Origin of the sequence: Escherichia sp. 93.1518 (assembly GCF_013368915.2) — a bacterium.
Lineage (GTDB): Bacteria > Pseudomonadota > Gammaproteobacteria > Enterobacterales > Enterobacteriaceae > Escherichia > Escherichia ruysiae.
In genome coordinates, this window is the sequence record NZ_JABWMT020000062.1 from 1 (window position 1) to 7,150 (window position 7,150).

A 7,150-nucleotide genomic window follows, 5' to 3' on the forward strand; every position below is an offset into this window, starting at 1 on the left:
CCTGGATGTGCTCCAGCATATGGCCGAGGTGGATTGAGCCGTTAGCGTACGGCAGCGCGCACGTCACCAGAATTTTCTTCGCGACTTGGGTCATAGTAGGCATTACTTCTTTGTAGTGAAAAGGGGCTTGATAGTAACAAAATGGCCTTATGTCTGCCATGTGATAACAGCATTTCTCATAAATGATTAAATGTCGTAGCTGGAGTACACTACAAGGCGACAATTGCGCAAATTAAAATAAAGGAGACGGGATGAGCGAGTCCAAATCGCCGGATGCCCTGAGAGCAATGGTAGCCGGTACGCTGGCTAATTTTCAGCACCCAACCCTGAAACACAACCTGACTACGCTTAAAGCGTTACACCATGTTGCGTTGATGGATGACACACTGCATGTCGAACTAATCATGCCTTTCGTGTGGAATAAGCCTTTTGAAGACCTGAAAGAGCAATGTAGTGGTGATCTGCTCCGTATCACTGGCGCAAAGGCTATTGACTGGAAGCTGTCGTACAACATTGCCACGCTTAAGCGCGTCAAAAACCAACCAGGCATTAATGGTGTTAAGAATATTATCGCCGTAAGCTCAGGCAAGGGCGGTGTAGGCAAATCGTCCACAGCAGTAAACTTGGCACTGGCTTTGGCTGCTGAAGGTGCGAAAGTTGGTATTTTGGATGCCGATATCTATGGTCCATCAATTCCAACCATGCTGGGCGCGGAAAACCAACGTCCAACCTCACCGGACGGTACTCACATGGCACCTATCATGTCTCATGGCCTGGCAACCAACTCTATTGGTTATCTGGTCACCGACGACAATGCAATGGTGTGGCGTGGACCGATGGCCAGCAAGGCGCTGATGCAGATGTTGCAGGAAACACTGTGGCCTGATCTGGACTATCTCGTTCTCGATATGCCGCCGGGCACTGGTGATATTCAATTGACGCTGGCGCAGAACATTCCTGTAACTGGTGCGGTTGTGGTAACTACGCCGCAAGACATCGCGCTGATCGATGCGAAGAAAGGCATTGTGATGTTCGAAAAAGTCGAAGTGCCGGTACTAGGTATCGTCGAAAACATGAGTGTGCATATTTGCAGTAACTGCGGTCATCACGAGCCAATTTTTGGCACCGGTGGCGCACAGAAACTGGCCGAGAAATACAACACGCAGTTGTTAGGCCAAATGCCACTTCATATCTCTCTTCGTGAAGATCTGGATAACGGAACACCAACCGTTATTAGTCGTCCAGATAGCGAATTTACGGCTATTTATCGTGACCTCGCAGATCGCGTTGCTGCCCAAATGTATTGGCAAGGTGAAGTAATACCTGGCGAAATCGCATTCCGCGCAGTGTGATAAAAAGGTGGTGCAATGCACCACCTAAACAGTTCTCCTACATCACAGGACAATCATCAAACTCGCCACTTCTTGCGTCGTTGATAATGTGAGTGATCACACCAAATACGGCATTGCTGCCCGTGCATCCATCATCATCCTTTGGCAATGCTTCCTTCTTACCAGTTCTTAAATCCTCCAGATGCTGACGTGGATACTTCCGGTATCTTTTTACGCGATATTCCCCATCCAGAGCACATACAAGAAGAGATCCATCAACAGGAGTGAGTGAGGAATCGACCACCAGCAATGCACCCTGCAATATTCCCTCACGATGATGGCTATCAGCTGCCCTCAAGAAGTAGGTCGCTGAAGGATGTCTAATTATCTGCTGATCAAGAGAAATACGGCTCTCAGCATAATCCGCCGCAGGAGAAGGGAAGCCCATAGCGTTTTCACCTCAAAATACTGTTTGTCCATACAGTATACATTAAAGAAGCACCTTTGGTGCAAACGCGTTATGTACATCAACCACCGCTGATGATTTTGTGCGCTTTGCTACTATTCATCACCAACGGATCAGCGTAACCTCGTTGCCAATCAGTTAATAAGGAATTAGCTATGCCTGCCCGCATTCCTCTCGATCCTGTATTGCCCAAAAATTTTGACAGCACTCCTAACGAGAAACGCTCCAAAGCCCAGTTGGACGCCTGGTGGGACCATCCCTATGGAGTTACAGAACCTGACGGGAAAATTGTTGTTTATTGTCTGAATGGTGGCGCGTGGGACCGCCCATCCGTGCTTGGTTTGGTAGATAACTATGATGAAGCCTGTGAACTTGCCGAAAGACAGCAGGCTAGATGGGTGAAAACACGGTCACAGCCGACATTCATGTTTTCAAAAGAACCGCCATTTATACTGGCAAGGATGCCGCAGCGACCGGATCATCAACAAGAAATTGTTGCTGAATTTTCCTCAAGGGATGAGATGAATCTCTTCTCATTAAGGCAGGAAGAAAGGGATCACGTCGAAGTGTCTCCAACTCTCGATCACAACCGGATGAACCTGGCCCAACTCGCCTAGTACAGCAAAGAATTAGAGATGTCTATTGCCCGACTTGAAAACGAAAAAGCCGCTATCCAAGCCCAGCATGAAGGGGTAGTGACCGGGTAGCTACGAGAACTGCCAACTATTCGGGAAAACGTACGCTAATTAGCGTACGTTTTCATTCCATTGGGCTTCAGACGCCTTCACCGTCTTGTTCTTTGCTACGGATATTCGTAATGCATGTTTTCATCCGGATAAGGGTTGTCAAACGCATTTGCAGAAACACGGATCGTCAAATTATCCGATAATCCTTCGATCATCTCCAAAATCTCAGGCGGACAACTTTTGTCAAAGGTCAACACAAAGTCATAGATCAAACCGTCATCACTACTGTTTTCCTGTGTGTCCCATTCCAGCAATTCAAGATCTTCGTCTGTTATGCCAAGCTCCGCTGCCAGTCTGCTCTGAGGAGGTTTGCCATACTTTAGCTCCGGGTCAACCCTGTCGTCATTGACGCAGCCTCCAGCTTCAAGCTCGAAATCGTAAAAACCGCGCTTGCCAGCCATGCGGGGCAATATCACCTTCACAACTATATCAAGGGTGTCACCACAGAACGGCCTATCGTCCAGTGTCTCGCCCTTGTACTGGGTTTTGGCAATAGCCACCAATTTGTCACCACGATCCTCGATTTGCACATCGTCATAATAAGCATCGAAAAATTCCGCATTGGTTTCAGCCATCAAACCGGAAAGCTGGTCATCTATAAGAGATTGGCAATCGGGTAGTAAGACTTCGACAATATAGTTTTCCAGTGTGTCATGGATCCAGACATTTCCACCACATAGCCCTTCACTGGTAAGCATGTCTGATAGAAGCCTGGCGAGGTCAATTGACTGGGTAAGGTCATTTGGCAAACCGTTGAGTTTCGAGCGTCTGTCATTCATCAACGGTATATCAGGAATGAAGATATATGCCTCTTCGAGCTGAACCAGCGGGTAGGTCTTCTCGGCCATGAGTGCCGCATGGCTCTTGTAACCGAAAAATGCTGCAACCAGCTCTCTTGCATGTGAAGCTTTTAGTTTTTCAGTGGATTGGGAAACATGATTTTGACGTAGGAAATCTGCGCAAAGTTTTGAGAGATCGGTACTCATAGTAGTGATCCTGTCTTAACAATGCTGGACTTTAAAAGTAGTGGTAAGTGTTTAAGTCACTACGCTTGCCAGCATGGTTAATAAAGATCAACTGTCATTGGCAGGTAGTTCGATTTGCTGTCTTTTAGGTCACTTACAGCCTTGGCAATCAGTTCCGATACCTAAGATACCAGAATGGCCGATTTTAGCAAGACGAATAAATGATGCTTTCAGCTAGCCATGTCCTAGCATGGCCAGATTTTGGGTGTTCGTATTTATTTCATTGACCAGCAATATAATCGTTAATCTGGTTACTCGGAGACGGGCTGCAACATCGAGCGCAGCGCGTGAAGGTGGAAGGATAAAAGTTGGCAGTTATCTCAGCTACCCGGTCACTCTCCCATGAAGTAGTTCTGAACCGGATTAGAGAAATGCAAAACGATAACAGAGGCTAAATCGAGGTAGAAAACACATTATTTAAGGCCACTAATTGTGGCCTTAAAGGGGAGAGATGCTTATTGGCTATGGCTAAAAATCAAATGAGACACTTCATTTGGTTGTAGCTCGTCAAGATCCGGGGCCACAAAACCTTTTCCGAAAGACTTCACAAGTGATTCACCAGCCGCATCATTGTCACCTATTACACGAAAGTCATACGGCAGCATTGCCAGTTGACGACGTAATCCTGCTGAGAAAGTCGAACCTAACAGCGCCCACGAATTTCCGCCCGCGTTGTGCACTGCTGCACTTTTAAAAATCGACTCAGTTATCCATATCGGTCCATCTTTTAAAGGAAGATAGGTTCCCCATAGTAGCTGTCTGCCGTGCGCTCGTGTGAAATACCGGGCCATCTTCGGATTGCTATGCTGCTTAGGAGCGCCTGGTCTGTATGTCTGATACCCGGCCAACATCCCATCAAACCTGTATAGAGGGAACGTAACAACTCCTTCGCTTTCATCGATCCACTGTCTATATGGATGCACATCATGGCGGTAGTTACGAGTTAGCAAATGAGCTTCCAGCTTTCCAAATTTGGTCATAACTTCGCATCCCTCATAACACTTCCCATTTATCACCATATTTCTCCATAGCTCTTAGCCAGTAAACATGGCCACTAGGCATAGTGATGTGAGGCTCGCCAAACTCTTCTCCATGCACATCAAAGATGTCCCCAACAGAGAATTGGGGGATTTCTACGCCGTTTTCACCTATATGCGTAATTCGTATACGTTTCGGTTGAGATTCTCCCCCTTTGAGCGAGTTGTTCACTGCTCTGGCAATCTTCTCCCGCAATTGCTGCGTTCCGTGGTACTGAACCGCAATATCCCTCAACTCATTCACCAGTTCTCGAATCTGGTGATCTTTAAGCTCATTATTTGAGTGATGGGTAACAACTCTGGTTAATTCACCCTTGTCTTTTGCTCTTACGTATGCAGCTCTTGTGCATTCGACCCATGTATTACCGCCTACATTAACTTCGTAGATTAGGCTGGACTTATCTGTCAATTCGGAACAAATACGGGCCGTGGTCTGGCAACTAGAGCATTCGCAGTTATCGCGGAAACCGTGGTCTACTGGCTTCGGTTTCACATCATCAACTTTTTCTACCCTATTGGAATTTAAATACTTCGAAGCCTTGCTATGCCAATCGCTGGTTTTAGGATCTTGTCCATCCATCAAACGCCAGGCTTCAGCGATTAACTCATAACTAGTGACTGTAGCTTCCTGCGCATCACCAATAAGTCGTGTAATCTCTCTTTCAAGCCGACCGCCTAGCTCTGTTTTAGTGCAATGTTCTGACCAATCGCCAGCCTCAAGCAGCGCGAGAATGCTTAAAATATCGTCCAATAGAACGGTAGTATTATCGACTTCCTTCTGAAACTCACCGGCTACTGATTTATGCATCATTCGTCATCCTCATCCGAGTCATCCTCATCACAGGATGAGAGTAGTGGGTTAGTCATTCGCCCTACTTGAGTGGCGTAGCCACGCCGACAGAGATTGCGCAGCACACTGTATATTTCGAACATCTCGGTTCGTTCATCGCCAACATCAAGCTCAGATGCTATAGCGTGGCATTCAGTCGCGAGAGCCGATATTTTCTGAAATAACTCTGCTTTATTCACTCTTCGACTCCTGCGGAGGTTCTGGTAGTGGCATCCAGTGAGTTGCTTGCTCAATACCATTACCCGGCTTAATCGTTGCATCTCCGCGCCGAAAGGTGCTTCCGGTATAGCGTGCGGAGCATATTAGCGGTTCAACCAGAGAGCTATCGAAATTCACCGAAATAAGCACGTTCTGGCCCTTTTCAGGCATTCGCTCACTACAGCTTATCCAACCATCCTTAATGCCATTATTTTGACTCTGAAGCATGGCGGCGCGGCAGGCATTCCAGCCTCTCACCTCTGCAATAGCGGCAACAGCATCAACCGCGTACATGCTAAGAGGATTAGGCATTGGTTTTTCTTCCGGTACTACTGGCACTGGAGGGGCGGCGTATACTTCAATTGTCCCATTATCAATAGGCCACTCTCCATCCTTGATGTAGTCACTTGTACCGTCAACTTGCTGTTTTGCAATGTGGAATGCACCTATTGGTTTTGTCTCAAGTGAGGTCAGTGCAATTCGAGCCAGTTTTAGATCTCGTTCAACCATCTCAATAACAACTTTGCAGTCCGCACCTTCTTTGCTAACACGTCCTTTCAAGTTTTCCAGATAACTAACGCTTTCGCGTGCATGGGAGATTAACTGTTCTTTGGTAAAGGTGGTCATTGATAGCCTCTACTTATATTTTGGGGTTCGATCACACATAAGGAATCCAGTCACGTATGAGTAAGCACAATCCCACTTATCCCCCTTGCTGATAGCAACTCCTTCACTTAATCCACGGTTATAGCCAGCACTCTCACCGACGCAAATGCCGCCAAAACCAAAAACAAATGCGATAACAATGGTGTAAAGTTGTCTCATGCCTTCTCCTGCTGGCTAATAACTTCGTGTTCTCTACTGCTTTCCAACACTGATACAGCCTGGAAAGCCTCTTTAAGCACCCAGTCAACCGCGTCTTTCCATGCTCCGGTTTCGACTGGCGGATTTTCACGCTTAACCTGTTCATAGAAGCGCACGGCTTTAACCAGTCCGTCAGGTAGCAGTGGCGCTGGCGGAGTGGTATATAGTTTTCGACATTTGTTTATCCAACCGGCATGGTCAGGCGTGTCTGTAAAGCGCAAATCGTTTTCGTAGCCCTCACGACTACGTTCTTTCCATTCCGTCCACGGAACACCGCTATTCCAAGTGGGGCGAGTGCAGGACTGATACAGAACAGGTTCAGCTTCCAGCGACGCTAGGGCAATCTGATCGGTGGCAAGCTCTCTTTCAAGATATTCTCGGAATCCAGAAGAAATCGTTGTGGTATCCAACATTGTCTGACGGACATCTTTGCGATCATTAATATGATCAATTAGTTGTTCTTTGGTAAAGGTGGTCATTTGCTATGCTTCAATACACAAAATCTGTTTTAAATTCATGGTTGCATTCTGGACAGCATGTTTCGTAACCTTCTATTTCTTCACACGCCTGTTTCGCTCCTGTCAACGACGGATGAAAAGTGATCCACTTATATCTCCACCAACGGCCCAATAT

Annotated in this window: 11 protein-coding genes; 2 read left to right on the forward strand and 9 right to left on the reverse strand. The window is 46.9% G+C overall.

Annotation, left to right across the window (positions count from 1 at the left end; translation table 11 throughout):
• Nucleotides 1-94: class I tRNA ligase family protein (locus HEN21_RS23515; RefSeq protein WP_171848160.1), on the reverse strand; the 94-nt coding region annotated here is incomplete at its 3' end.
• A gap of 157 nt (nucleotides 95-251) precedes the next feature.
• On the opposite strand from HEN21_RS23515, the gene apbC reads away from it, so the two are divergent.
• Nucleotides 252-1,352, forward strand: coding sequence for an iron-sulfur cluster carrier protein ApbC (gene apbC / locus HEN21_RS22125; protein ID WP_000004356.1), 1,101 nt, complete (start codon nucleotides 252-254; stop codon nucleotides 1,350-1,352).
• Between the two features lie 37 nt (nucleotides 1,353-1,389).
• On the opposite strand, the gene HEN21_RS22130 is transcribed toward apbC, so the two are convergent.
• The gene (locus tag HEN21_RS22130) at nucleotides 1,390-1,779 is read right to left on the reverse strand and encodes a HumD family translesion DNA polymerase (protein WP_048959303.1); all 390 of its coding nucleotides are present in this window, start codon (nucleotides 1,777-1,779) and stop codon (nucleotides 1,390-1,392) included.
• Nucleotides 1,780-1,952: 173 nt separating this feature from the next.
• Here HEN21_RS22130 and HEN21_RS22135 point away from each other — a divergent pair, with 173 nt between their 5' ends.
• Nucleotides 1,953-2,414, forward strand: coding sequence for a DNA-binding protein (locus HEN21_RS22135; protein WP_244469272.1), 462 nt, complete (start codon nucleotides 1,953-1,955; stop codon nucleotides 2,412-2,414).
• 185 nt (nucleotides 2,415-2,599) lie between these two features.
• On the opposite strand, the gene HEN21_RS22140 is transcribed toward HEN21_RS22135, so the two are convergent.
• The 7 genes from HEN21_RS22140 to HEN21_RS23225 form a co-directional block, all read right to left on the reverse strand.
• Nucleotides 2,600-3,529, reverse strand: a complete 930-nt coding sequence (locus HEN21_RS22140; RefSeq protein ID WP_048959301.1) for a hypothetical protein — start codon at nucleotides 3,527-3,529, stop codon at nucleotides 2,600-2,602.
• 494 nt (nucleotides 3,530-4,023) lie between these two features.
• Nucleotides 4,024-4,548, reverse strand: a complete 525-nt coding sequence (locus tag HEN21_RS22145) for a toprim domain-containing protein (protein WP_032203392.1) — start codon at nucleotides 4,546-4,548, stop codon at nucleotides 4,024-4,026.
• A 13-nt stretch (nucleotides 4,549-4,561) separates the two neighbouring features.
• Complete coding sequence (locus HEN21_RS22150) at nucleotides 4,562-5,416, reverse strand: hypothetical protein (protein WP_244469271.1); 855 nt, start codon at nucleotides 5,414-5,416, stop codon at nucleotides 4,562-4,564.
• Nucleotides 5,413-5,634 carry a hypothetical protein gene (locus tag HEN21_RS22155; protein WP_001683865.1) on the reverse strand — a complete coding sequence of 74 codons (222 nt, stop codon included), beginning with the start codon at nucleotides 5,632-5,634 and terminating at the stop codon, nucleotides 5,413-5,415. Before HEN21_RS22155 ends, HEN21_RS22150 begins: the two co-directional genes overlap by 4 nt.
• Entirely contained in the window at nucleotides 5,627-6,163 is a 537-nt protein-coding gene (locus HEN21_RS22160; RefSeq protein ID WP_404864665.1) for a DUF551 domain-containing protein, read from the reverse strand. Before HEN21_RS22160 ends, HEN21_RS22155 begins: the two co-directional genes overlap by 8 nt.
• A gap of 126 nt (nucleotides 6,164-6,289) precedes the next feature.
• Nucleotides 6,290-6,478, reverse strand: coding sequence for a hypothetical protein (locus HEN21_RS22165; protein ID WP_053900150.1), 189 nt, complete (start codon nucleotides 6,476-6,478; stop codon nucleotides 6,290-6,292).
• A complete protein-coding gene (locus tag HEN21_RS23225; RefSeq protein WP_445297814.1) occupies nucleotides 6,475-6,996 on the reverse strand; it encodes a hypothetical protein in 522 nt (173 codons plus the stop codon). The genes HEN21_RS22165 and HEN21_RS23225 overlap by 4 nt, the downstream gene beginning before the upstream one ends.
• Between the last annotated feature and the right edge of the window lie 154 nt (nucleotides 6,997-7,150).

Bases quoted from the DNA above. Each gene is read 5' to 3' on its own strand.
- apbC (WP_000004356.1), top strand. From the start codon at position 252: ATGAGCGAGTCCAAATCGCCGGATGCCCTGAGAGCAATGGTAGCCGGT.
- HEN21_RS22130 (WP_048959303.1), bottom strand. From the start codon at position 1,779: ATGGGCTTCCCTTCTCCTGCGGCGGATTATGCTGAGAGCCGTATTTCT.
- HEN21_RS22135 (WP_244469272.1), top strand. From the start codon at position 1,953: ATGCCTGCCCGCATTCCTCTCGATCCTGTATTGCCCAAAAATTTTGAC.
- HEN21_RS22140 (WP_048959301.1), bottom strand. From the start codon at position 3,529: ATGAGTACCGATCTCTCAAAACTTTGCGCAGATTTCCTACGTCAAAAT.
- HEN21_RS22145 (WP_032203392.1), bottom strand. From the start codon at position 4,548: ATGACCAAATTTGGAAAGCTGGAAGCTCATTTGCTAACTCGTAACTAC.
- HEN21_RS22150 (WP_244469271.1), bottom strand. From the start codon at position 5,416: ATGATGCATAAATCAGTAGCCGGTGAGTTTCAGAAGGAAGTCGATAAT.
- HEN21_RS22160 (WP_404864665.1), bottom strand. From the start codon at position 6,163: ATGGTTGAACGAGATCTAAAACTGGCTCGAATTGCACTGACCTCACTT.
- HEN21_RS22165 (WP_053900150.1), bottom strand. From the start codon at position 6,478: ATGAGACAACTTTACACCATTGTTATCGCATTTGTTTTTGGTTTTGGC.
- HEN21_RS23225 (WP_445297814.1), bottom strand. From the start codon at position 6,996: ATGACCACCTTTACCAAAGAACAACTAATTGATCATATTAATGATCGC.